The following is a 21975-nucleotide window of genomic DNA, read 5'->3' on the forward strand; positions in this document are numbered from 1 at the left end:
ATCAACGAGGTCTTCGTCGACGGCGTGGAAGGTCGCCCGGATCGACCGGTACAGCAGCACGACGAAGTACCGGCAGACGGTGTGGACCAGTGCCGCACTGCCCGCCGGAGTGCACACCGTCTCGATCCGGAGCACCGCCGACCGCAATCCCGCGGCCCGAGGGACGGACCCTGCTCCTGGACGCGTTCCTGGTCACCGGCTGAGCGCCGGAGCGCACTACTGGTACGTGACCAGGTCCGGCAGCGGCGACACCTCCGCCATGGTCTGGGCGGGGGTGAGCATCGGCAGGTCCTCGTCGTAGAAGTTCTTCCAGCCCCAGGCGAAGTCCTCCGGAGCGTCGCGGTGCAGCGCGTTCCAGGTGGCCTGCTTGTCCGGCTGCGCCCCCTGGCCGTCGACGTGCACGAGGAACTCGAGCTCGGGGCGGTCGCGGCGGATGCTCGGGCGGTCCTGCAGCATCGACGAGCGGAACTGGTGCAGCACGAGCATCTTCGGCGGGAGCCCGGCGTCGCGCACGAGGTCGGCGAGCCACGTCGTGACGCTGTCGACCTCGGCGGCCGAGACGCGGCCGATCTGCACGAGCGGCACCTCGTCGGGGGCGAGCCGCCACTCGGGATCCAGGGCGAGGCCCACGTTCGGCAGCCGCAGGAGCTCCTCGTAGGCGCGGGCCTGCGTCAGGAAGTCGGAGCGGCCCGGCTGCAGGTCGAGCACGACGTACATGCCGGCCGCCGCCGCCGCGTCGATGTAGGGGCGGATGCCGTCGGGCGGCAGCTCGTTGGAGTAGTCGCCGTCGCCGCCCGCACCTGCCCGCCGCGACCGTCGTGATGATCTCGAGGCTCGGCACGACCTGCAGCGGAGTGAGCGCGCGGTACGGCTCGGCGACGGTCGCGGCGCGCTCGATGGTCGCCTCCAGGCCCTGCTCGCCGAGGATCCCGAGCACCGGGGCGCCCGGAGTGCCGTAGATCGCGACGAACAGGTGCCCGCCGAACAGGCGCTGCCCGCCGCCCGGCAGCTGCCAGCCGGTCGCGGCGGCCCGGAGGGACCACTCCGGCGCGGTCTGCGCGGCGAGCCCGGCACCCAGCAGCAGGGTCGCCGTCGGGGCGGCCTCGGCCACGGCCGTGACCGCGGCTCCCGAGGCGAGGAGGTCGGCGCCCTCGACGAGCGTCACCGGCACCCCGGCGGCGCGGGCCGTCGCGAGCGCGGGCACGTCGGCGTCGACCGGCTGCGCGAGCGCGAGGACGCCGGTGAGCGGCTCCGCTCGCTCGGGCACGGCGCCGAAGGGCGGCTCGGCCGACGGACCGGGAGCGAACCCGGCGAGGTCGGCGATCGCGAGAGCCGACACCTCGACTCCGGTGGCCTCGGCGATCGCCTCGGGCGTCGCCTCGGTCTGCACGGTCTCGATGTCCGCGGGTGCCGCGACCGAGCCGACGGCGACCACCCGCGAGGTGCCCAGGCGAGCGAGCTCGGCGTCGAGCGGCCCCGGCCCGGGGGAAGCGGAGGCGGTCGTGGACGCCGCGGCCGGCGCCACCAGCAGCGGCACGCCCCACGTGATCGCGAGCTGCGCGGCGAGGACCACCGACGTCGGCGCCTCCTCGACGACGACGACCAGCGGGGCGCTCGTGAACAATGCGGCGCTGGTCGCGGCGGCATCCGCGGCGAGCACGACGGGCCCGGCGGGCGCCGCGGTCGTGGTCCGGAGGGCGCTGAGCGGTGTCGGACGGCTGCCGCTCGCCGCCGTCGGCGCCGGGGGTGCAGGCGCTCAGCAGCGGCAGGACCGGCAGCGCGGTCAGGCCGAGCACGATGCCGCGCCGCGACAGCGCGCCTCTCGTGCGGGTGCGACGGGCGTCGGATGACATGGCGGTTCCCTCCGGTCCGAGCCGGGCGGCTCGTCAGCGCCCCCTCTACTCTCGCAGGAGGGTGCGGCAGAGCCGCGCAGGCTCGGACCGGACGGCGCCGGGTCGTGCCTAGACCGTGCGCGGCGCCTTGGCGAGGTTCGCCTCGAGCTCCGCGCTCGACTGGCGCACGCCGTACGCGGGGCGGTCGCGCTCGACGCGCCACGACTCCGACAGCGGAGTGACGGTCACGGTGTCGAAGCCGAGCCGGTCGTAGAGGTCGGTCACGAAGTGCAGCGCCTCGGGGTAGTCGCTCGACGCGACGAGCGCGCGGCGCTGCGGGTCGCCCGCGGGGAAGCCGTCGGTCGTGATGTCGGCGGCCATGATGTGGTTGAACGCCTTCACGATCTTCGACTCCGGCAGGTGCGCCTGCGCCATCTCGGCCGTCGTGGTCTCGCCGCGGTCGAGGCGCCTCGATGCGCCCGTCGCGCTCGAAGTAGTAGTTGTTCGTGTCGAGCACGATCTTGCCCGCGAGCGGCGCGACCGGCACCTGGTCGAGGTTCTTCAGCGGCACCGTCACGACGGCGACGTCCGCCGCCTCGGCGGCCTCCTGCGCGGTCGCGGCGCGCGCCTTCAGGCCGAGCTCCGCGATGAGGTCCGCGAGGGTCTCGGGTCCGCGGGAGTTCGCGATCACCACGTCGTCGCCACTGGCCGATGACCGCGCGGGCGATCTGGCTGCCGATGTTGCCTGCTCCGATGATTCCGTAAGTCGTCATACGGGCTTCAACGCGCAGGGTCCGGAGGTGTTCCCGATCCCGGGGATCTTCCACCCGGCACCCAGGGTCAGCGCGAGCGGGCCTCCGCCGACAGCCGCACGGCCAGTGCCGCGAACACCAGGCAGCCCAGCGCCGGCACCACGAGCGGAGCGAGCTGCCACGCCGACACGACGGTCATCAGCAGCCCTCCGGCCAGCAGAGCGGAGCCGCGCACGTCGCGCACCGAGCGCCGCGCCGCCGCGCGGACGAGCGCCCAGCGCTCCCCCGGCTCCCAGTCGGTGGCGGCGACGAGCACCGCGACCGCGATCGCGGCGAGCAGCAGGGTGCAGACGACCGCGACCGCGACTCCGCCGGGCAGCACGCCCGACGAGATCAGCACGAGGTCGGCTCCGAGCACCAGCGCGGCCAGCGCGACACCCGCGCCCACCGGCAGCGCCCGGACGAATCCGGCACGCACATCGGCCCACACCAGCGCGAGCCCGGTCGCCTCGGCCAGCACGAAGCGGCGGAGGTGGCGGATGCCCACGGCCAGCGCGAGCGGGATCGTGACGACCCCCCAGGGAGACGACCGCGACGATCAGCCCCGTGAACAGGACCTCCGCGAGGAGGGCGAAGCGGTCGGCGGCGCCGGGCCAGCGCAGCCCGCTGCCGTCGGCCGCCGCGCGCCGGGCCGATGCCGTCGCGCGCGAGCGCCGCTTCGACTCCCCTCGCTGGAGCGTCATGTCAGCCCTTCAGACCCTGCGTCGCGACCCCGTCGACGAGGAAGCGCTGGAAGATGATGAAGAAGATCAGCACCGGGAGCAGCGCCAGCACCGAGACGGCGATCGTCGCTCCGTAGTCGGACGCCGAGGTCTGGTCGTTGTAGACGCGCAGCGCCAGCGGCAGCGGCTGCTTGTCGGGGGTGTTCAGGTAGAGCAGCGGGCCGAGGAAGTCGTTCCAGCTCCAGATGAACGCGAAGATCGACGACGTGATCAGCGCGGGGCGGATCAGCGGGATCGTGATCGAGCCGAAGATCCGGACGTGGCCGGCCCCGTCGATCCGCGCGGCCTCGTCGAGCTCGCGGGGCAGGTTGCGGATGAACTGCACCATCAGGAAGACGAAGAACGCCTCGGTCGCCAGGAACTTCCCGATCAGCAGCGGCCAGTAGGTGTCCATCATGCCGAGCGTGCGGAAGATCGTGCACTGCGGGATCAGCAGCACGTGCATCGGCAGCAGCAGCGTGCCGATCATCAGCGCGAAGTAGAGCGGACGGCCGCGGAAGTCGAGCCGCGCGAAGGCGTAGGCCGCCATCGACGACGAGATCACGACTCGATGACCGACCCGACCGCGAGGATCGTGGAGTTGAGGAAGAACTGCCAGAGCGGAACTCCTCCCACCCCTGCGAAGACCTTCACGAAGTTGTCGATCGTGGGGTTCTGCGGCAGGAGCGAGGTCTGGACCGCCGAACTCGCTGTTCGGCCGAAGGCCGCGGCGCCCATCCAGACCAGCGGGTAGAGGACGATCGCCGTCAGGGCGATCATCGCGACGATCCAGACGATCGTCGCCGGCTTCGGGCGCTTGCGGGCGGGGCGCCTGCGCGGCGCCGGCTCGGTCAGCACCTGGGTGTCGGCCGAGGGCAGGGTGGTGTCGAACGTGGTCATCGCGTGTCTCCCGAGTAGTGCACCCAGCTCTTCTGAGTCTTGAAGAGGACGAAGGCGAGGATCCCGACGAACAGCAGGAGGACCCAGGCCATCGCGGACGCGTAGCCCATCTGGTTGTTCGTGAACGCACGGGTGTAGAGGTACACCGTGTAGAAGCTGGTCGCCCCGGCGGGGCCGCCGGTGCCGTTGCCGATGATGTACGCCGAGGCGAAGACCTGGAACGCGTTGATCATCTCGAGCGGCAGGTTGAAGAAGATGACCGGCGAGAGCATCGGCAGGGTGACGCTCTTGAACTTGCGCCAGGGTCCCGCGCCGTCCATCATCGCGGCCTCGTAGAGCTCGGCCAGGACCTGCTTGAGACCGGCCAGGAAGATGACCATCGGGGCGCCGAACTGCCACACCGCGAGGATGATCATCATCGGCAGGATGAGGGCCGGCACGCCGACCCAGCCGCCGAAGTCCATGCCGAAGACCTGCAGGCCGCGGAGTCGACGGGGCCGTCGGTCGAGAACATCGCGCGCCAGACGATCGCGATGCTGACGCTCGCGCCGATCAGCGACGGAGCGTAGAAGGCCGAGCGGAAGAATCCGGTGCCCTTGGCCGGAGTAGTTGAGCAGCATCGCGACGAGCAGCGCCGCCGCGAGCTTGACCGGCGTCCCGATGAACACGTACGCGAGGGTCAGCTGCACCGACTGGAGGAACTTCGGGTCGCCGATCAGGCGCTCGAAGTTGGCCAGGCCGACCCACTCCGGCGCCGTGAAGAGGTTGTAGTCCGTGAAGGCGAAGTAGAGGGACATCAGCATCGGGCCGAGCGTGAGCCCGACGAAGCCGATGAGCCAGGGGACAGGAAGGCGTATCCGGCCAGGGTGTCCCTCTTCGGGCGGCGCCGCGGCCCGTCACCGGCCGGACGAGGAGTGCTCGTCCGGCCGGCGGTGGGCGCGACGCGACCGGCTGCGGCGGTGCCGCTCGGGGTCGACGTCGTCGTCATGAGAGATGCCTTTCCTGGCCGTCTAGGGGATCAGTTGTCGAGCGTGACGGCGGTCTCGTCGAAGAACTGCTGGACCGCCTCGTCGACGCTCACGGCGCCGAGGCCGAGGCTGGTGCCGAGGTCGAGGAAGTTCGCCTCGATGGCGCCGTAGCCGGCGACCGGAGCGGCCGGGGCCTCTCCGATGCGGTCCGAGACCGACTCGAGGTAGTCCGCGACCTGCTTGTCGGGGCCCTCGAGGTTCGCGCCCTCGAGCTGCGCCGACGAGGCCGGGATGCTCGAGCGTGGCGCCGAAGATCTCGCCGACCTCGGGGCTGTTGATGAGGAAGTCGAGGAACGTCGCCGCGGCCTCGGGGTGCTCGGTGGCCGAGGAGATCGCCTGCATCAGGCCGACCTTCTGGTAGAGGTCCTTCGACCCCTCGTCCGCGGTGGGCGGAGCGGTCATGACGATCTCGGAGGCTCCCGAGGTCGCCGATGTAGCCGCCGAGGAAGTTGCTCCAGCTCATCTCGCTGGAGGCGATGCCGGCGCCGAAGCCGGACTTGGGCAGCAGCTCCTGGAGGCGCGCGGCCGGCACACCGGTCGTGGTGCGCATCTCGTCGCCCTGCTCCCAGAACGCCGCGAGGTCGTCCTCGGAGAAGCCGAGCTCGCCGTCCTCGGTGAACAGCTCCTTGCCCTCGGCGCGCAGCTGCAGCTCGAAGTTCTGGATGCGGCCGGTGTAGTCGGTGCCGCCGTACACGGCGCCGCCGGTCTTCTCGGTGACGTCCGCGACGTAGGCCGCGTAGTCCTCCCAGCTCCCGCCGCCCGCGTAGGGCTCGAGGCCGTTCGCGGTGAGGAGGTCCTGGTTCTGGAAGACCGCCCAGGCGCTGTAGCCGGTGGGGATCGCGTAGGTCGCGCCGTCGAGCTCGCCGGTCGCGAGGAGGTCCTCCGAGATGGTGCTCTCGTCGACGACGCCGCCGAAGTACTCGCTGAGGTCGCCCAGAAGGCCGTTGTCGCCGTACTGGCGGAGGTAGGTGTAGTCGAACTGCATCACGTCGAGGAGTCCGCCGCCGGCGGCCTCGGTCTGGCGCTTCTCCCAGTAGCCGGGGTAGTCCGTGAAGGTGGAGTTGATCGTGATGTTCGGGTACTCCTCCTCGAACAGCGCGATGGCCTGGTCGTAGCGGGCGGCCCGGTCGTCGTTGCCCCAGAAGGTGTAGTCGAGCGTGATCTCCTCGTCGGGGTCGACGGTGGAGAGCCGGAGCACCCTCCGGAGCATGCCGTCAGGCTGATCGCGGCGGCGGCGGCGATCGCCGCGGCGGCGAGTCGTGTGCGCTTGGTGCTGAACATCATCGTCCTCTCGTGAACTTCCTCGTTCCAGTCCCGGAGCATTCGAGGAGAACCTACCCGACATCTGTCGGGGGTTCGCATCGGCATGTGAAACGTTCCGGGAAAGCGTTTGCCTACGATAGGTTCGATATCGGATGGACGTCAAGTAGCGGATCCGCGGCACCGTCGCCGCACCGCGGAAGGAGACCCCGATGCCCCAGTTCGACCTGCCCCTCGAGCTCCTCGAGGAGTACGCGCCCGAACTCGCAGAGCCCGAGGGCTTCGCGGAGTTCTGGCGCAGCACCGTGGCCGAGGCCGCGCCCTCGCGACCGAGCCCGTCCTCGAGCAGGTCGACGCCGGATTCCCGCTGCTGGACACCTTCGACGTCACGTTCTCGGGCTGGGGCGGCCACCCCATCCGCGCCTGGCTGATCCTCCCGCGCGGCATCGAGGGGCCCCTCCCCGCCCTCGTGAGCTACATCGGCTACGGCGGCGGGCGCGGGCACCTCACCGAGTGGACCACCATGAGGCGCCGCCGGCTACGCGCACTTCGTGATGGACACCGCGCGGCCAGGGCACCGGGCACCGCACCGGCGACACCCCCGACCCCGTCGGCAGCGGACCGCACGCCAACGGCTTCATGACCCAGGGCATCGCCTCGCCCGAGGAGTACTACTACCGTCGCATCTTCACCGACGCGGTGCGCGCGCTCGACGTGCTGCGGGCGCACCCGGCCGTCGATCCGTCGCGCGTCGCGATCTCGGGCGGCAGCCAGGGCGGCGGCATCTGCCTCGCCGTTGCGGGCATCCTCGGGATGCTCGACGAGTCGGACTCCGCGCAGGCCGCGATCATCGACGTGCCGTTCCTCAGCCACATGCGCCACGCCACGCGGATCATCGACACGATGCCCTACGGCGAGATCGTGAAGTACCTGCGGATCCACCGCGGCTCCGAGGAGCGCGTCTTCGCCACCCTCGCCTACTTCGACGGCACGTCCTTCGCCCCGCGCGCGCGGATCCCCGCGATGTTCTCGGTGGGCCTCCTCGACGACATCTGCCCGCCCCTCGACGGTCTACGCCTCCTACAACCGCTACACCGGCCCGCGCGAGATGCGGATCTACCCGTACAACGGGCACGAGCAGGGCGAGGCGTTCCAGATCGCGGAGCACATCGCGTTCCTCGGGCGTCAGCTGGGCTGAGGGGTCGAGGGGGACGCCCGGAGCCGCATCGCAGCGCCGATCCGCTCCTCCAGATCCGAGAGCTCGAGGAGGACGTCGGTGGCGACCCACGCCTGATCGCGAGTCCTCTCGGTGAGCCGGGAGGAGGACTCCGGCGTCGACGAGCTGCTTCACGGCGGAGCCGACGCTGGACGCCGCCCGACCGGTGATCGCCCGTGCGCGCACCGTCGTCAGGACGGGGTCGTCGAGGAGCGCGTCGAGCAGGAGCGCCGCCGAGCTCGCTGCGCGCGGAGCGACCTCCCGAGCCCAGAGATCGGGGAGCCGCTCGATCTGCTCGGCGGGGTGCGGCCCGCCTCCTCCGCTGCGACGAGACCCGCGGTCGCGAGCTCCTGGACGAACGGGGCGAGGGATCCCTGGCGGTACTCGTTCACCAGCGAGAAGTACCGCGATCGCCGAGCCGCGAGCGCGGACGCGATCGGCACGACGACCACGGTCGTCAGACCCCGTCGGCGCAGGATCGCGGTGATCAGCGCCCGGCCGATCCTCCCGTTCCCGTCGGTGAAGGGATGCACCGACTCGAACTGCGCGTGGGCGACGGCCGCCTGGACGATCGGGTCGACGTCGTCCCTGTTGGCGAAGGCGAGCAGATCCGTCATGTACTCGGGCACGGTCCCCGGAGGCGGAGGGACGTGGATCGCGCCGCGGGGCGAGTAGTCGCTCCCGCCGATCCAGTTCTGCATCGTCCGGTAGGCGCCCGCGTACCGTCCGTCCATCGGATCGTCCGCGAGGAGCGTCCCGTGCGCCGCGAGCAGGGCCTCCTCCTCGATCGCGCCGGAGCGGCCCGCACGGTCGACCATCGTCGTCAGCGCCTCCGTCGCGGCCACCATCGACAGCGCTCCCGCGTTCGCACGACTGCCGACCGTCGCCCGCGCGTAGTCCTCCAGGGACGCGTCGACCCGCTCGATCCGCGACGACGAGACGGCCTCCGTGCGCAGCAGGAGCCGGCCGAGTGCTCCGAGACAGGTCCCGTGCCGGGCGTCGAGACCGATGATGGCCCGACGCGCCGCGTCGAGCTCCTGCTGCAGCTCGACTCCGGCGTCCCAGGTCAGCCCGGCGAGGAGCGGCGGGAGCGAGACGACGACCTCGGACAGCGTCCTGTCCCGCGCGCGATCCGGCGCGAGCGGCCTGCCGCCACGGCCGCGTCTCGTATCGATGCGCGGGCCACTCGGTCGTCAGTGCCATGGACACGCCCTCTCACAACCCGAACCATCGCGGGAGATGATTCGGGTTGACTCTACAACCCGAATTATCTCGGGCGATGATTCGGGTTGTGGACGCACCACCGACGCCCGACACTCGTCGTTGTATGACGCCCCGCGTCGGGCACCAGCCGAGTCCTCCGGAGCGTCGGGCACTATCGTGCCCATGACCCGCCAGATCCGCTTCAACGCCTTCGACATGAACTGCGTCGCCCACCAGTCCTCCGGCATGTGGCGCCACCCCCAGGACCAGTCCTGGCGCTACAAGGACCTCTCGTACTGGACGGAGCTCGCGAAGCTCCTCGAGCGCGGAACCTTCGACGGCATCTTCATCGCCGACGTCCTCGGCACCTACGACGTGTACGGAGGCTCCAACGAGGCCGCCATCCGCCACGGCGCGCAGGTCCCCGTCAACGACCCGATCCTGCTCGTGTCGGCGATGGCCGCCGCGACCGAGCACCTCGGCTTCGGCATCACCGCCGGCACCGCCTACGAGCACCCGTACCCGTTCGCGCGCCGCATGTCGACGCTCGACCACCTGACCAAGGGCCGCGTCGGCTGGAACGTCGTCACCGGCTACCTGCCCAGCGCCGCCCGCAACATGGGCCACGAGGACCAGCTCGAGCACGACGACCGCTACGACGTGGCCGACGAGTACCTCGAGGTGCTCTACAAGCTGTGGGAGGGCTCCTGGGAGGACGACGCGGTCATCCGCGACCGCGACTCCGGAGTCTTCACCGACCCGTCGAAGGTGCACGAGATCGGGCACCGCGGCAAGAACTTCACCGTGCCCGGCATCCACCTCTCGGAGCCGTCGCTGCAGCGCACCCCGGTGATCTACCAGGCCGGGGCGTCGCCGCGCGGCATCCGCTTCGCGGCGGGCAACGCGGAGGCGATCTTCGTCGCGTCCTCGACGAAGGCCGGCCTGAAGGCCACGGTCTCGAGGATCCGCGACGCGCTCGAAGCCGCGGGCCGCGACCGCTACTCCGCCAAGATCTACACGCTGCTGACGATCATCACCGCCGAGACGAGCGAAGGCCGCGCACGTGAAGCACCGCGACTTCCTCTCGTACACGAGCGAGGAGGGCGCGCTGGTCTTCATGTCGGGCTGGATGGGCATCGACCTCTCGCAGTACGACCTCGACGAGCCGATCGGCAACGTGAAGAGCAACGCGATCCAGTCGGCCGTCGCCAACTTCCAGGAGGCGAACGAGGACGGCAGCGAGTGGAAGGTCCGCGACATCGCCAAGCTCAGCGTGATCGGCGGACTCGGCCCGTTCGTCGTCGGCTCGCCGACGGAGGTGGCGGACCACCTGCAGGAGTGGGTCGAGGGACACCGACGTCGACGGCTTCAACCTCGCCTACGCGATCACGCCGGGCACCTTCGAGGACGTCGTGGAGTTCATCGTGCCGGAGCTGCGCCGCCGCGGCGCGTACCCGACGAGTACGTCGGGGAGCCTCCGCAACAAGCTGCACGGGCGCGGCGACCGCCTGCCGTCCGAGCACCTGGGCGCGGGCTTCCGGTACCGGGCAGCGACCCCGGCCTGACCTCCGGGATCACCTCCGGCTCGCGAGAACCCGCGAGCCGGAGGTCTCCCGGCCTGGGGCGCCTCAGTCCGCGTCGCAGCGCAGCACTCCCGCGTCGACCCGCAGCACCGCCGCGCGCACGTGGCTGCGGCGCCGCGAGCGGTCGGCCGGCGCATCGGCCAGCTCGACCCGTCCCACCCCGGATGGGTGAAGTACACGATCAGCGCCGACTCCGCGTCGAGCGGTCACGACGTCGGCGTGGCGCCCCACCGCCGGACGCCCGTCGAGCCCGCTCCGGCGCCGTCGGGATCAGCCCCGCCGCTCCCAGCCGCCGACCCCGTTTCGCGAGGAGTGCACGGCCAGCCCGCGCCACTCGTCGGTGATCATCCAGTAGCGCCCGCCGAGCACGAACACCTTCGGCCCCTCGTGCGGCCGGCCGCCGATCGCAAGCCCCTCGACGCGCCACGACTCCGGATCGAACGGGTCGTCCGACACCGCCGCCCGCGTCGTCGAGTCCTGCTCCTCGTCCTTGTACCAGAGCCGCCAACGGCCGTCGCCGCACCGGGCGATCGCCGCGTCGATGACCCGGTCCGAGCCGACGTCGATCGTGCCCAGGCGCCGCCACGGGGCCAGGTCGTCGCTCGCGAACTGCACGAGCGAGGCGCGGCCGGTCCAGTCCGGGCGCACGCCCTCGATCCAGCTCAGCGTCATCAGGTAGCGGCCGTCGATCCGCACGATGTCGGGCGCCCACTGCGTCGACGGATCCGGGGGCGCCGGCGGGATCGAGGCCGTCGACCGTGACCGCGCACCGCCGCGCGCCGTCCGCCGACTCCGCGACTCCGATGCGCGTGCCGTGCACCCACTCGACGCCCGGCAGATCGAGGGCGGCCCGGCGCTGCGTGTAGAACAGGCGCCACGAGCCGTCGGGCGCCGGCACGACGACGGGGTCGGTCGGGCCGTCGAGCAGCGGATCCTCGTAGGGGTGCTGAAGGCGTCGGGGCGCAGCGCCGTCACCAGGCGGCCCCGATCGCGGCGGCTCGGGCTCGCCGTCGGCGACGAGAACCTGCCAGCGCCAGCGCGCCGAGGAGGCGGGCGGCAGGGTCCAGACCTCGTGGAAGAACGGCGCGGCGCACAGCATCGGCGTGCCCTCGCTGCGCACGAACCACGGGTCGGCGCCACCGGGTTCTCGGGATCGGCGCGCATCGCGACGGTGACGCCCGCGCCGACCAGCGCGAGCCACTCCTCCGATCGGCCCATCGCCTCGTCGCTCTCGCCGTGCGGAGCGAGCACGCGGGCGCCCTCGAGGCGCGGTGCGGCACGGAGGAACAGCCCGCCGTAGCCGCACCCGGCCGCCCGGCCGTGGTCGCAGCCGAAGCCGAGCGGACGGTCGGTCAGCGACGTCCACTCGCTGACGATCTCGAGCAGCGTCGCCGTCGAGCCCTCGTGCACACTCAAGCGTCGCTCCTCCTCGAGGAACCGCCGGCCGTGCGCGTCGTACCAGCCCAGGCGCAGGCGCACCGAGTCGTGCTCGCGGGTCACCGACTCGACGAGCTGCGAGCCGTTGTCGAGCTGCCGGTAGCCGTCGCCGGTGACCCAGGTGACGCCGCCCCAGAGGTTGATCTCGTCGGGGTCGTCGCCGACGCGGATGTTCGACACCGCGAGGGAGAGGCCGTGGTGCCAGTCGTGATCCGGCGGGCGCAGGTCCGAGACACACCGCGCCGGAGGGTGCGCAGCGGATGCACGAAGGGCCGCGGCGACTCGACGTGGCGCGGTGCGTCCTCCGCGAGCACGAGCGTCCCGAGGCCGGCGGCGAGCTCGACGGCGCTCGCGGACGCTGGTCCTGCACGGCTTGGCGCGCATCGGGCCGCGGAGGGCGGGATCGGCCAGCTCAGTCGATCCGCACCAGGCGCAGCCGCGGCTGCTCGAGGTACAGCGCCGCGACGATCTCGGGCGAGCACGAAGGCCGGTCCGGAGGCGGCTGTCCGGCAGCGGTCCACCGGTCGCGATCGCGTCGTAGACGGCGTCGAGGTACGGCGCATGGCCGCTCGGCCACGTCCTCGCCGTCGGGGAACGCCCAGGCCTCCCGCCTCCTCGGGCGCGACCTCGCGCGACGGGGTGATGCGCCAGTGGGTGCGGCCGTGGCCGTCGAGGTGCTCGACCTCGATCGTGGCGCGCTCGGTGTCGAGGCCCGGATCGCGCTGACCTCGCGCGGCGAGACCGCCGACGTGAGCACCGAGGCGACGGCTCCGGGGGCGAACCGGAGCACGCCGGTCGAGACGTCACTCGGTCTCGATGTCGCGCGCCTCGCGCCAGGCCTGGCCGGTCACCTCGACCACGTCGCCGACGAGGTGCGCGAGCAGGTCGATCTGGTGGATGCCGTGGCCGGGCGTGGTGCCGCGCCGCTCCGAACTCCCCGGGTGCCGCGCCAGGGGAACGGCGAAGTAGAGCGGGGTCGCGGTACCAGAGGGTGTCGCGGCGGGCGACGAAGCACCCGGCCGAGCGCTCCGGAGGTCGAGCGGCCGCTTCGCGTGCGCGAGCGGCGGTGCCGGTGCGCTGCTGGAAGACCACGGCGAGGAGGGCGGCCGGCGGCGTCGGCCGCGGCTTCGACATCCCGACCGACCTCGGCGAGCGAGAGCGCCGGCGGCTTCCTCGACGACGACGTGCCGGCGTCCCGCGCAGAAGGCCGCCTCGGCCTGGGCCGCGTGGACGGGCAGGGCGCAGAGGCCGGCGCGGCGTCGATCTCCGGGGAGGTCGTCGATGCTCGTGCCGTGCGCGGCGATGCCGTAGCGCTCGGCGGCGAACTCGGCGGCGCGGGCCGGATCGGCGTCGTCGGCCGCGACGATCCGCACGTCGGCGCGGGTGGCGAGGGACCTGCGCGTGGGGGTGGGCGACGGCCGCGCCCGTCCCGACGAGGGTGGCGGCGCGGAGGAGGGTGCGGCGGTCATGGCGTCCTGGCGGCGATCGGCGAACGTGCAGGTCCCGATGCCGCGGATCATCGGCCGGTGGAAGCGCGATTCGCCACTGCGCCCGGACAGCTGAGGGCCGGGGCGGCGTTCACGACGAAGGAAGGATTCGCGTCCGCCGCTCGGATCACGCGGATCCCGGGGGCTACGCCGCATCGCCTTCCTTCGTTACTGTGAACCCGCGTCAGGCAGTCAGCCCAGGAACGCCTCCGTGTGCGGCCTGCATGAAGGCTCGGGCGATCCTCGCCGCTCGGCCGCACGTCGAGATCACGCCGTCGCGGGTGGCGAGCAGATAGGTCATCCCCTCGTCGAACCGTGGCTCGCCGTCGTCGCCATGCCGCCGCCCTGCGTGGCGGTGACCGTGTCGCCGACGTCGCCGTGCAGCACGTCGAGGACCGACAGGGTGACGACGTCGCCGTCGATCCCGGTCGCCTCGGCGCGGGCGGTGTCGAGGTCGGCGATCGCCTCGGCGGTGACCACGGCGCACATCGCGCTGAGGCCGCTGCCGGCCAGCGGCTGGTCGAGGCGGGTCGGCGCGGTACCGGGGCCGAGCGCGAGGGTCAGCGCGACGGCGGCCGCGAGCCCTCCGGCGGGCGCGCCGAGTCGAGGGCGCCCGGCGACGGGCGGCCGGGCGGGCAGGGTGATGGCGGGCTTCTGGGTCATGGCGTCCTCCGCGATGGCGTGCTGGGCGAGTCGGGCGAGCTGGTCGTCGCGCAAGGGCGCGAGCGACGAGGCGGGGTCGGCGGCGCGGATCAGCCGGCGCAGCTCCTGCGCGTCGGGATCGGTCGTCCGCTCCCCTCCTCCTGCATGTCCGGCGCCGCCGGTGCCCTCCAGAGAGCCGCGAATCTGGCGCGGGCCCGGTACAGCCGCACCGAGACGGCGCCGGAGTCGCTCCGAGGACCTGCGCGATCTCGCGGGGCGCGAGCTCCTCCCACACCGAGCCGGAGCAGCTCGGCGTCGGCGGGCGTCAACTGCGCGAGCGCGCGCGGGGCCGGCGCGTCGGCGGTGCCGTCGTCGACCTCGGGCCACGCCTCGCGCGGATCGACGACCAGGATGCGGTGCGCCAGCTGTCCTTGCCGGCGGCGGCCTCGCTCGGCGTTGGCGAGCTGCAGGCGCGCGGCCCCGATCGCCCAGGCGATCTCCTCCTCGGGCACGGCGTCGATCCGCCGCCAGAGCACGATCATCGTCTCGGACAGGACGTCGTCGGCCGTCGCCTCGTCGGTCCGGCGGCCCGGAGGTGGCGGCGCACCGGATCGCGGTCCGGGCCACGAGCGCCTCGAACCGCTCTCGTCGCTCGTCATCGGGAGGCATCTGCACAGTCTTCCCTGTCCGGCGCGGGCGGGCTCCTTGCCGGAGTCGACGACACCCCGTTCCGCTGGTCGAGTAGCCCCGCAGGGGCGCGTACCGAGACCCGCGAGGCGGCACCGAGACCGAGCTGCCCGGGAGGAACGGCACGCATCCTCGGCGAGTCTCCGGACGCCCGCGGGGCGGGCTGCTCGATCAGCACGCGGAGCCTGGTGCGAGCACCCGCCGCGGTGCGCGACGGGGTGCTCGGGTGCGTGGAGCCGGGGCTCAGCTCTCGAAGGTGGCGTCGAGGGTGATCTCGACTCCGGTCAGCGCCTTCGAGACCGGGCACGTGGCCTTGGCCTCGTCGGCCGCCTTGAAGGCGGCCTCGTCGATGCCGGAGACCTCTCCGCTGACGACGAGGTGGATCGGTCGGCGGAAGCCGCCCACGGAGTCGGGCCGAGCGAGACGTCGGCGCGGACGTCGAGGGCCTCGACGGTGCCGCCGGCCTGCCCGAGCACGGCCGAGAACTGCATGGCGTAGCAGGCGGAGTGCGCGGCGCCGAGGAGCTCCTCGGGGCTGGTGGCGCCGTTGGCGTCGTCGGCGGCGCGCTTGGGGAACGAGACGTCGTAGGTGCCGACTTCGAGCTCGGGCTCGACTTCGGCCCTCGCCGGTCTCGGGCGAGCCGTTCAGGCGGTGCTGATGCAGAACGGTAGGCATGGTTCCTCCTCAAGACGGGAGAGCAGAACGGTAGAACGACCGTTCTCCCTGAGTGACACGAGCCTACGAGCCCGTGCGCTCCACTGCAACCATCCCCCGGGTGCGCGCAGCGAGATGCCGGTTCGGTACGCCTCCCCGGCGTGTCGCGCACCGGGAGTGGCATCGCCGGGATCGGTGCGGGACACGGGCCGATCCGCACGCCACGATGCCGAACACCAGCAGCGTGCGCACGAGCGAGCGAAGCCCTCGCCGCCGAAGGACATGCGCCGTACAGCACGGTCGGCGAGGCCCCGATCCCGACCCACACCGCGTAGGCGGTGCCGGTGGGCAGCTCCATCGCCGAGCCGGCGGCCGCTGGCCACCACCGCGACGCCGAGGGCGGTCAGGCCCACGCGGGTGAAGCCCTCCGACCTGCCGAGGCGGTGGCCCGCACGGCTTCGAAGGACTCCGAGACGACGAGGGCGATCAAGGACGCGGCGACCATCGAGGTCGGTCCTGTCGCTGTCCAGGTACTGCTCCCTCGTCCGGTCGCCGTCATCGGCTGTCCCCATTCTGGCGGCTGCTTCAGGCGGACCGTGTGCAGTCAGCGCGGCTGCGCCGGGATGATCACGGCCTCCGTGCGACGGCGGAGTTGATGGGCGGCCCGGTGGCGGGCGACACCGGCGACCCGGTGGACCCCTGCGACGTCTCGGGCAGCGACTCCAGACGCGGCCGGCGGGCTCGGCGCCCTCGCGGAGCTGAACGAGCCACTTGAGCGGAGGATGATCGGCGCGCGGTCCGTGCGCCGCCTGCTTCAGCTTTCGGCGGGGCGGTAGGCGCCGTCCTCGTCCAGGGGCGGATGCGCTCGGCGATCGTGCCGAGCGGGATGTCGTTCCAGTCGGGCAGCGGCTCCTCGGGAGGGTTCGGTCGACATGGTGCTCCTTCCGTTCCCGACCATCCAGCGGCTCCGACGGCGCGGCCCCAGGGGCTTGACCCTGCTCCAGGGCGTCCGGCTCGGCCTGGTGGAATAAATGCTGCGCTCGTCCAGCGCTCGATCGACACGGTCGCGCCGTGGTCGCGGTAGCGTCTCGTCCAGGGTGGAAGCGCCGCGGCAGTCGGGCGTCCGGATCTGCGCGTGCCGGAGGTCGACCACCACGTGCGCCAGGTCGTCGGCGTAGGCGAAGCAGTCGACCAGGTCGTTGCTGCCGAAGAGCGGACCGGTGACGTCGTAGCGCACCGACCCGCCGTCCTCCGCGACGACGCGCTCGACCGCGATCACGTGGGCGACCCGGCGGGCGAACAGGATCGCCGGCCAGCACCACTCCCACCAGCACGCCGAAGCGCGAGGTTGTCGGTCGCCACCACGACGACCACCGTGACCACCATGGAAGCGTCTCCGGAGCCGGCATCCTCCCGCAGCGTCGACGGACAGGCTGTGCCGGTCGACCGTGTGATCGCCACGACCATCATCACCGCGGCGAGCGCCACCATCGGGATCCGCCCCATCGGCAGGCTCAGCCCGGTCACGAGCGCCAGGAGGAACGCCGCGACGATCGTCGAGAGGCGGGTTGCGCCGCGCCCCGTCTTCACGTTCAGCACGGTCTGCCCGATCATCGCGCAGCCCGCGATGCCGCCATAGAAGCCCGCGAGGATGTTGAGACGCCCAGCGCCCACGACTCGCGGCCCTTGTGCGACAGGGTGTCCGTCATCTCGTCGACGAGCTTCGCCGTCAGCAGGGTCTCCAGGCCCACGAACGCCACGCTCAGCGCGGTCGGCAGGATCAGCTGCGGCGTCTCGAAGGCGTGAGCAGCACCAGGAACAGGGTGATGCCGGGCAGCTGGCCGGTGAGCGGACCCTCGTCGGCGACGTCCGGCACGTCCAGGCCGGCGACGTCCGCGGTGGTCACCACCACGATCGCGACGAGCGGAGCCGGCACCGCCCGCGTGAAGCGCGGCAGCACCAGGATGATCGCGATCGTCACCGCGAGCACGTGCGCGACCCACGGCACCCCGATCACGTGCGGCACCTGCGCGAGGAAGATCAGGATCCCCAGCGCGTTGACGAAGCCGATCATCACCGAGCGCGGGATGAACCGCATCAGCCGCGCGAGGCCGCGGTCGAACACGGTCTGGATCGCCGCCAGGATCACGGTCAGCGGCACGTACTGCACCCCGTTCTCGCTCACGAGCGGGGCGATGACGAGCGCGACGGATCCGGCCGCCGCCGTGATCACTCCGGGCCGCCCGCCGAGGATCGACATGGTGAGCGCGAGCACGATCGTCGACGAGACCAGGCTGACCATCGGATCCGCGACCACCGAGGGCGAGATCACCGGGCACGAGGGCGAGAGTGTCGTCGCCGTACCGGCGAGCACCTCGCGCGACAGCTGCCGCGGCGAGCGCAGCGCGTCGAGCACGGTGACGGCCCAGTGCTGGGCTGGGGGCGGTGAGGCCATGGGGTGGCTCCGGGGCGGGTCAGCTCTGTCGAGCGGTTGTCGGGGAGGAGCGCCACATCGCGCGGGAGCGCTCCGGCAATGCCGGAGAATGGGGGCGGGGCGGATCGGCGCGACCCCGCGGCGTGGGGGAGGTGCGGGCGCACCCCGGGGCGGCGGCGGAGCGCATGACGGACGAGCGGACGGCCAGGGAGGTCGAGGCGACCCTGCGCATCGGCGAGCTCGCCGACCCGCTCCTCGATCGCTCGCTGCGCACCCTCCGCCACTACGGCGAGATCGGGCTGCTGCGGCCAGTGGGCGCACAGTCGGCGGAGTTCCGCCTCTACACCGAGCGCGACGTCGACCGCCTGCTGCTCATCCGGCGGATGAAGCCGCTGGGCTTCTCGCTCGACGCGATGGCCGAGCTGCTGCGCGTCGCCGACAGCCTCGGGCGCAGCCACCCCGGAGGAGGCGGCCGGGATCCGCGCCTCGACGCCTTCATCGCCGCGCCGCCCGCCGAGCTGAAGCTCGAGGAGCAGCTGGCGATGGCCGACGAGTTCCTGGCGCTGCGCGCCCAGCACGCCGTCGCCGGGAGGGCGGATCTCCGGACGCCCGCTGCGCGAACTGCCCTCGATCAGCAAGGTACCTGCTGGTCGAGTAGCCGCGCAGCAATATCGGTGATTGCCTTGGTGGTGTCGCGGGGGTTCGGCTCGATCGCGTATCGGCGCTAGCCGGGCTGTCTTGGTCTGAATTATCGAACCCGACACCGTTTGAAGCGTCCGATCGGCAGTCATTACTTGATGAAGCCCAGCGGCCTGTGGTCTCATCACCGATTTGTCCATCACCCTGATCGGACGCGTGACCGCCCAGGACGTGTCAGCGACAACAAACACCGTTCGAAGCGCAGTCGTCCGCGAGATCGTCGCCGGGCATCGACACCCATCAGGACAGCCGTGGAGTCCTCGACTCGGCCGGCCGCCTCGTGGCCGATCATTATCATGTGGGGCTTCCGTGGAACTCAGCTCGGGCGCAGCAACTCTGCGGAGCACCGTATCAACCTCTGCGCGAAGGCTTCGCGGGCGAACTGGTGAATAGCCACCCCTCGACGAACGCATCAATGGACGCGCTGGTCACGGGATCAGTGCTGCTCCAGCTTGCGCGCCGGACACGAAGCCACGTGCAGGACAACTCGCCGAACCGCGGGATCATGGGATGCCAACGAGTACATCTCATACAGCGCGCCATCGACTCGGCGCCGACGTAGTCGCTGTCGAAGATCAGATCGGCCAGGATGCGAATGCAGGATTCCTCGATCGCGCGCGCCGCTGAGGAGCGGATTCGAGTTGCGCCGACATCGACTCCATGAGCGAGCGGAAAGCTTCACGTCGGAGGATCTCGGTGACGCGAAGTGGTGACCGACCCGGGCAGGACCTCCGCGGCTTCGGCGATCAGTCGGTGTCGTGTGGTGCACACCGTGCTCGATGATCACGCGAGGTGGCCCACGATGATGACTTGGGGTCGTGTCGAGTCCGAGACCGCTGCCACCATCTGCATTCCTCCTCGATCGTCGCCTCGTTCATCTGGCAGCCCGTTGAACCAGATGAGGCATGTACATTCCCGTACACGGATTCGTCTGTGGATGTACACGCCAGGGAGGACACTCGTGATCGCCGCCACCTTTCGTCGCCGTCAGGCTGTTGCGCTCTTCCTCGTTCCAGGATCGGGTCTCGCATCATGGGTGGCCCGGACGCCCGATGTGCAGGGGATCGACTCGGCGCGACGACTGCCGAGGATGGGTTTGATCCTCTTCGGACTCTCGGTCGGCTCCAATGCTCGGCATCCTGTGTTCCGGGCCGCTCGTCTCGCGATGGGGAGCGCGCGTGGTCATCACGGCGGGCGTCAGCAGCATCGCCCTCAGCATGGTGATGATCGGCGTCCGCCACGTTGGTGCGGGATCGCCGCTCCTGGCCGCGATCGGGCTCGGTCTCTTCGGCGGCCTCGGGATGGGCGGAGGCGAGGTCGCAATGAACGTCGAAGGGGCGGAGATCGAGTCCCTCCTCGGTCGGTCGGTGCTTCCCGCGCTTCATGGGTTCGCTCGGCCACCGGGAACGGTTGCATCGGAGCGGCCGCCGGAATCATCTCCCGCAGCGTTCGATGTACCGGTCGTCCTTCACCTCGCTCTGGTCGCGGTGGTGGGATCGGTCCTCCTATCGACGATCGCCCGCCCATATTCCGCGTGTCGATCGGGCGGTGGCCGGCCGCAGCGACGCTCAGGATGCTTCTTCCGCGCGGGTGTTCGGCACCGCTCCGCGATCCCGTTCTCCTGGTGATCGGCGGAGTCGTGCTGGCCATGGCTATCCGCTGAAGGCTCCGCCGACGACTGGCTGCCCCTCCCAATGGTCGATTGAGTCGCGGCTTCCGGCGCCGCCTGCCAGGCTCCGCCATCTGCGCGATCTTCTCGCTGTCGATGATGGTCGCGCGCTTCTTGGGAGGGAGGCTCGTTGAACGGTACGGGCGCTCCGCGATTCTGACGCGTACAGTGCGCTGGCCGCCGCGGCCGGGCTCATCTCGGCATCATCTTCGTCGATGATCGAATCGTTGCGGGAGCGTCCGGTCATCCTTTGGGGACTTGGCGTCGCCCTCGGTTTCCCGGTCGCGCTGTCCGCCGCCGGCGACTCCAGGCCCTGGCCAGGCCCAGCGTGTTGCGGTGACCGCCACGATCGGATACGTGGCTTTTCTCGTCGGTCCGCCGGCCTCGCGGATTTCATCCGGAGAAGCGGCCGGACATGCCGCGCTTCCTGGTCCCCGCTGGCATGGTTGTGGTCGGTGCCGCCCTCTCCCGGCTGGTCCCGCGCGGTGAGGCCGACCGTGAGGCGGCTGTCGACGACCGATCCGTCCAGCCGCACCGCTAGAAGCGCCTGATTCCGGCCCGTCGACGATCCTGCACCCGTCCCGACACTGTAGTTCAGGTGTCGCGACGGCCTCGAGCACTGCTGCTGCGACACCGGCGCTCGGCGCGCTCGGGCGCGCACACCGCGCGGGGCACGACCAGGAGGCGGGTGTGTCTCGACCGTCACTACGACAGGAAAATCCGGTCTAGCACGAAGGCCGGTGCTGCAGATTCAGGCGGGGGTCGCGCACGCGCTGGCCCTGAAAGGCGCCGAGCCCGAACTCCTCAATATCCTCGACGTGGAGTCGCTCCTCGTTCCCGACCGAAAAAAAAAAAAAAAAAAAACCGCACTCATTTTTCGTCGGTTGATCCCGCGAGAGAGCACCGACAGGGAAACGGCACAGGGTCACCGAGCAGCGACTTGCGGCGCATCATCGCCCAGGCCGACCTCACTCGCGGCGCCCGTCGACGCTGCGACCGCCGCGTGGGATGGGATCGGCGAGGGGAGACATACCTCGTGCACGTCGACGTCGGCGTGCACGACTTCATGGACGCGCCGATCGCGGACAGCACGGCCGGGCGCAGCTCCGTCGCGACGACAACTGGCGACTCACGACGGCCCTCACCGCACTGCTGCGCGACGTCGACTGCCAGTGCTTTCGATCGGCGCCCAGCCCCGACCACGCCCGTTTCGACGCCGATGCGCTCCACCGGCTCACCCGAGCCGTCGGCGCGGGACTGACCGGCTGACCATGGCTGAAGCAGAGGGCCCGAAGGCTGTCACATCGTCGGCGCCCAGCCGCGAAGTGACAGTCTGGGGCACTGCGCCAGATAAGACGTTTCGAGGTGATCACGGCGCGTCGACGGCGCCAGCCGCCGCTCACGCCGCGCTTCGGGCGGTCACGGGCGCGAGAGGACTCCCCGCTTCCTGCGCCGCGATCTGCAGTGCTAACAGCTTCGAATAGAACCGTCCGTGCTCGATGCCGGGGAGAGATCGCGAGACCAAAGCCCGTCAGGGCCCGGAGCCGCGCCGGAGCCGACCGTATTCGCCGTCCTCGCTGACGTGAGCGAATTCGCCGAAGCTCGTCCGCGGTGGATCGCCGAGAAGCTGCCGCGCAGCGGCGTCGGTGGCTGGTACCCCGTCGCGAGCGCAGCTTGAGGTCGGCTTGGACGAGGCGACCGTCATCGAGCGTGACACCGTCGGGCCGAATC

At 71.4% G+C, this 21975-nt stretch carries 22 protein-coding genes, 3 pseudogenes and 1 riboswitch; of the genes and pseudogenes, 5 read left to right on the forward strand and 20 right to left on the reverse strand.

From position 1 onward, the window contains the following. Positions 1–216: 216 nt before the first annotated feature. Entirely contained in the window at positions 217–1074 is an 858-nt protein-coding gene (locus tag AC0CII_RS12870) for a hypothetical protein (protein WP_465229648.1), read from the reverse strand. A gap of 41 nt (positions 1075–1115) precedes the next feature. Between AC0CII_RS12870 and AC0CII_RS12875 the strand changes: the two genes are divergently transcribed. Next, a complete protein-coding gene (locus AC0CII_RS12875; RefSeq protein ID WP_465229649.1) occupies positions 1116–1850 on the forward strand; it encodes a hypothetical protein in 735 nt (244 codons plus the stop codon). 111 nt (positions 1851–1961) lie between these two features. On the opposite strand, the pseudogene AC0CII_RS12880 reads toward AC0CII_RS12875, so the two are convergent. The 6 genes and pseudogenes from AC0CII_RS12880 to AC0CII_RS12905 all read right to left on the reverse strand — a co-directional run bounded on the left by AC0CII_RS12880 (position 1962) and on the right by AC0CII_RS12905 (position 6471). Continuing rightward, positions 1962–2605, reverse strand: a pseudogene (locus tag AC0CII_RS12880) (NADPH-dependent F420 reductase). 67 nt (positions 2606–2672) lie between these two features. Continuing rightward, positions 2673–3131: a Poxvirus protein I5 gene (locus AC0CII_RS12885; protein WP_465229650.1), complete on the reverse strand. Its 459-nt coding sequence runs from the start codon at positions 3129–3131 to the stop codon at positions 2673–2675. A 197-nt stretch (positions 3132–3328) separates the two neighbouring features. After that, positions 3329–3910 (reverse strand): carbohydrate ABC transporter permease, encoded by a 582-nt coding sequence (locus AC0CII_RS12890; protein ID WP_465229651.1) that lies wholly within the window; start codon positions 3908–3910, stop codon positions 3329–3331. Continuing rightward, positions 3907–4245 carry a hypothetical protein gene (locus AC0CII_RS12895; RefSeq protein WP_465229652.1) on the reverse strand — a complete coding sequence of 113 codons (339 nt, stop codon included), beginning with the start codon at positions 4243–4245 and terminating at the stop codon, positions 3907–3909. Before AC0CII_RS12895 ends, AC0CII_RS12890 begins: the two co-directional genes overlap by 4 nt. Continuing rightward, complete coding sequence (locus AC0CII_RS12900; RefSeq protein ID WP_465229653.1) at positions 4242–5048, reverse strand: carbohydrate ABC transporter permease; 807 nt, start codon at positions 5046–5048, stop codon at positions 4242–4244. The genes AC0CII_RS12895 and AC0CII_RS12900 overlap by 4 nt, the downstream gene beginning before the upstream one ends. 274 nt (positions 5049–5322) lie before the next feature. Further along, entirely contained in the window at positions 5323–6471 is a 1149-nt protein-coding gene (locus AC0CII_RS12905; RefSeq protein WP_465229654.1) for an ABC transporter substrate-binding protein, read from the reverse strand. Positions 6472–6663: 192 nt separating this feature from the next. Between AC0CII_RS12905 and AC0CII_RS12910 the strand changes: the two genes are divergently transcribed. Beyond that, positions 6664–7176, forward strand: a complete 513-nt coding sequence (locus tag AC0CII_RS12910) for an acetylxylan esterase (RefSeq protein WP_465229655.1) — start codon at positions 6664–6666, stop codon at positions 7174–7176. Beyond that, a pseudogene (locus AC0CII_RS12915) lies at positions 7158–7919 on the forward strand (acetylxylan esterase); the annotation flags it as partial. The gene AC0CII_RS12910 and the pseudogene AC0CII_RS12915, both read left to right, overlap by 19 nt. A 21-nt stretch (positions 7920–7940) precedes the next feature. Here the strand turns inward: AC0CII_RS12915 and AC0CII_RS12920 are convergent. Beyond that, positions 7941–8597 carry a Fic family protein gene (locus AC0CII_RS12920; protein WP_465229656.1) on the reverse strand — a complete coding sequence of 219 codons (657 nt, stop codon included), beginning with the start codon at positions 8595–8597 and terminating at the stop codon, positions 7941–7943. 538 nt (positions 8598–9135) lie between these two features. On the opposite strand from AC0CII_RS12920, the gene AC0CII_RS12925 reads away from it, so the two are divergent. Continuing rightward, positions 9136–10707 (forward strand): NtaA/DmoA family FMN-dependent monooxygenase, encoded by a 1572-nt coding sequence (locus AC0CII_RS12925; protein ID WP_465229657.1) that lies wholly within the window; start codon positions 9136–9138, stop codon positions 10705–10707. Positions 10708–10805: 98 nt separating this feature from the next. Here the strand turns inward: AC0CII_RS12925 and AC0CII_RS12930 are convergent, their stop codons facing one another. From AC0CII_RS12930 to AC0CII_RS12980, 11 genes and pseudogenes are all read right to left on the reverse strand, one after another. Next, complete coding sequence (locus AC0CII_RS12930) at positions 10806–11207, reverse strand: glycoside hydrolase family protein (protein WP_465230900.1); 402 nt, start codon at positions 11205–11207, stop codon at positions 10806–10808. A gap of 385 nt (positions 11208–11592) precedes the next feature. Then, positions 11593–12356 (reverse strand): annotated as a pseudogene (locus AC0CII_RS12935) (DUF6807 family protein); the annotation flags it as partial. Positions 12357–12384: 28 nt separating this feature from the next. Further along, on the reverse strand, positions 12385–12762 hold the full coding sequence (locus AC0CII_RS12940) for a hypothetical protein (protein WP_465229658.1): 378 nt from the start codon (positions 12760–12762) through the stop codon (positions 12385–12387). A gap of 13 nt (positions 12763–12775) precedes the next feature. Further along, the gene (locus tag AC0CII_RS12945; protein ID WP_465229659.1) at positions 12776–13492 is read right to left on the reverse strand and encodes a hypothetical protein; all 717 of its coding nucleotides are present in this window, start codon (positions 13490–13492) and stop codon (positions 12776–12778) included. Positions 13493–13756: 264 nt separating this feature from the next. Further along, a complete protein-coding gene (locus tag AC0CII_RS12950) occupies positions 13757–14122 on the reverse strand; it encodes a hypothetical protein (protein WP_465229660.1) in 366 nt (121 codons plus the stop codon). 89 nt (positions 14123–14211) lie between these two features. Then, entirely contained in the window at positions 14212–14760 is a 549-nt protein-coding gene (locus tag AC0CII_RS12955; RefSeq protein WP_465229661.1) for an RNA polymerase sigma factor, read from the reverse strand. 271 nt (positions 14761–15031) lie between these two features. Beyond that, entirely contained in the window at positions 15032–15463 is a 432-nt protein-coding gene (locus AC0CII_RS12960; RefSeq protein WP_465229662.1) for a hypothetical protein, read from the reverse strand. Positions 15464–15945: 482 nt separating this feature from the next. Next, positions 15946–16010: riboswitch (guanidine-III (ykkC-III) riboswitch) on the reverse strand. Positions 16011–16256: 246 nt separating this feature from the next. Further along, positions 16257–16721 (reverse strand): hypothetical protein, encoded by a 465-nt coding sequence (locus AC0CII_RS12965; RefSeq protein WP_465229663.1) that lies wholly within the window; start codon positions 16719–16721, stop codon positions 16257–16259. Then, a complete protein-coding gene (locus AC0CII_RS12970; RefSeq protein ID WP_465229664.1) occupies positions 16718–17056 on the reverse strand; it encodes a hypothetical protein in 339 nt (112 codons plus the stop codon). The genes AC0CII_RS12965 and AC0CII_RS12970 overlap by 4 nt, the downstream gene beginning before the upstream one ends. Further along, entirely contained in the window at positions 17053–17193 is a 141-nt protein-coding gene (locus tag AC0CII_RS12975; protein ID WP_465229665.1) for a hypothetical protein, read from the reverse strand. The genes AC0CII_RS12970 and AC0CII_RS12975 overlap by 4 nt, the downstream gene beginning before the upstream one ends. A gap of 29 nt (positions 17194–17222) precedes the next feature. Then, a complete protein-coding gene (locus tag AC0CII_RS12980) occupies positions 17223–17897 on the reverse strand; it encodes a hypothetical protein (protein WP_465229666.1) in 675 nt (224 codons plus the stop codon). 131 nt (positions 17898–18028) lie between these two features. Between AC0CII_RS12980 and AC0CII_RS12985 the strand changes: the two genes are divergently transcribed. After that, positions 18029–18604, forward strand: coding sequence for a MerR family transcriptional regulator (locus AC0CII_RS12985; protein WP_465229667.1), 576 nt, complete (start codon positions 18029–18031; stop codon positions 18602–18604). 717 nt (positions 18605–19321) lie between these two features. On the opposite strand, the gene AC0CII_RS12990 is transcribed toward AC0CII_RS12985, so the two are convergent. Beyond that, positions 19322–19453 carry a hypothetical protein gene (locus tag AC0CII_RS12990; RefSeq protein WP_465229668.1) on the reverse strand — a complete coding sequence of 44 codons (132 nt, stop codon included), beginning with the start codon at positions 19451–19453 and terminating at the stop codon, positions 19322–19324. Positions 19454–21975: the final 2522 nt, after the last annotated feature.

It is taken from the genome of Rathayibacter sp. AC182 (assembly GCF_979253875.1).

What these genes read in the sequence shown, in the direction of transcription:
- AC0CII_RS12895 (WP_465229652.1), bottom strand. Translation starts at nt 4,245, where the DNA reads ATGACCACGTTCGACACCACCCTGCCCTCGGCCGACACCCAGGTGCTG.
- AC0CII_RS12900 (WP_465229653.1), bottom strand. Translation starts at nt 5,048, where the DNA reads ATGCTGATGTCCCTCTACTTCGCCTTCACGGACTACAACCTCTTCACG.
- AC0CII_RS12920 (WP_465229656.1), bottom strand. Translation starts at nt 8,597, where the DNA reads ATGGTGGCCGCGACGGAGGCGCTGACGACGATGGTCGACCGTGCGGGC.
- AC0CII_RS12925 (WP_465229657.1), top strand. Translation starts at nt 9,136, where the DNA reads ATGACCCGCCAGATCCGCTTCAACGCCTTCGACATGAACTGCGTCGCC.
- AC0CII_RS12930 (WP_465230900.1), bottom strand. Translation starts at nt 11,207, where the DNA reads ATGACGCTGAGCTGGATCGAGGGCGTGCGCCCGGACTGGACCGGCCGC.
- AC0CII_RS12945 (WP_465229659.1), bottom strand. Translation starts at nt 13,492, where the DNA reads ATGATCCGCGGCATCGGGACCTGCACGTTCGCCGATCGCCGCCAGGAC.
- AC0CII_RS12950 (WP_465229660.1), bottom strand. Translation starts at nt 14,122, where the DNA reads ATGACCCAGAAGCCCGCCATCACCCTGCCCGCCCGGCCGCCCGTCGCC.
- AC0CII_RS12955 (WP_465229661.1), bottom strand. Translation starts at nt 14,760, where the DNA reads ATGACGAGCGACGAGAGCGGTTCGAGGCGCTCGTGGCCCGGACCGCGA.
- AC0CII_RS12960 (WP_465229662.1), bottom strand. Translation starts at nt 15,463, where the DNA reads ATGCCTACCGTTCTGCATCAGCACCGCCTGAACGGCTCGCCCGAGACC.
- AC0CII_RS12970 (WP_465229664.1), bottom strand. Translation starts at nt 17,056, where the DNA reads ATGATCGGGCAGACCGTGCTGAACGTGAAGACGGGGCGCGGCGCAACC.
- AC0CII_RS12980 (WP_465229666.1), bottom strand. Translation starts at nt 17,897, where the DNA reads ATGGCCTCACCGCCCCCAGCCCAGCACTGGGCCGTCACCGTGCTCGAC.
- AC0CII_RS12990 (WP_465229668.1), bottom strand. Translation starts at nt 19,453, where the DNA reads ATGAACGAGGCGACGATCGAGGAGGAATGCAGATGGTGGCAGCGGTCT.